Origin of the sequence: Dyella monticola (assembly GCF_003363155.1) — a bacterium.
GTDB classification, from domain to species: Bacteria; Pseudomonadota; Gammaproteobacteria; order Xanthomonadales; family Rhodanobacteraceae; genus Dyella_B; species Dyella_B monticola.
In genome coordinates this window covers 1-702 of record NZ_QRBE01000039.1, presented here as the reverse complement: position 1 = coordinate 702, position 702 = coordinate 1, and the positions used below count along the sequence as shown (strand labels likewise).

The window sequence follows — 702 nt, the reverse complement described above, 5'->3', positions numbered from 1 at the left end:
AGCATGGAAGTGGATAGCGAGTTGAACATTTGTCATGAGCACAGCGGGGTGACGAGGCCGTTGCGGCAGAAGCTTTGGGATATTCACACGGGTGGCAAGGGCGCGCAGAAGAATGTGGCAGATGCGTTCGATGACTGGAATTTCGTCATCAACCAAAATAAAGCGAACGAGAGAGGGAAGCTCGCTCCTTACGCCCCGCTCGTCGGCTTTATGTACACCGGCAAGAAACGTACCCGCACGGATTGACCGATGAACCATCTTCGTTGGTTGTGCGTAACCGCCCTCTTGCTCGCCGCCTGCTCCAAGGAATCCTCGATGTCTTCCTCTTCCGATCTGGCTCCCCTCAAGGCCAAGCTCACCTTCACCTGCACGCACGAAGCGGACCGCCTGCCGCCACTGAATTCAGACGCCGATCAGCTTTTCACGTACGCGCGTTATCTGGAGAAGAAAAAAGGTCCCAAGGACTTCAACGCCGTCGCGCGCTACTACCGCATTGCCGCCGCGTACGGTCACTACAAGGCCAACCATAACCTGCAAGTACTGGTGTCCGAAGGTTTGGCTGACTCTCCCAACCGGCACGAGGAAACCATCGCGTTGGTCCAGCAGCTGATCAAGGATGGTGTCCCCGGTGGTTACTACGACATGGCGTATTACCTGGAGCTGGGCTACGGCGTGAAGCAGGATCAGGAACTGGCGCTGCGC

1 protein-coding gene and 1 pseudogene are annotated in these 702 nt (G+C 57.0%); both read left to right on the top strand.

Annotation, left to right across the window (positions count from 1 at the left end):
• Positions 1-246: pseudogene (locus tag DWU98_RS21525) on the top strand (phospholipase D-like domain-containing protein); the annotation flags it as partial.
• A 3-nt stretch (positions 247-249) separates the two neighbouring features.
• Positions 250-702: SEL1-like repeat protein (locus DWU98_RS21520; RefSeq protein ID WP_484488899.1), on the top strand; the 453-nt coding region annotated here is incomplete at its 3' end.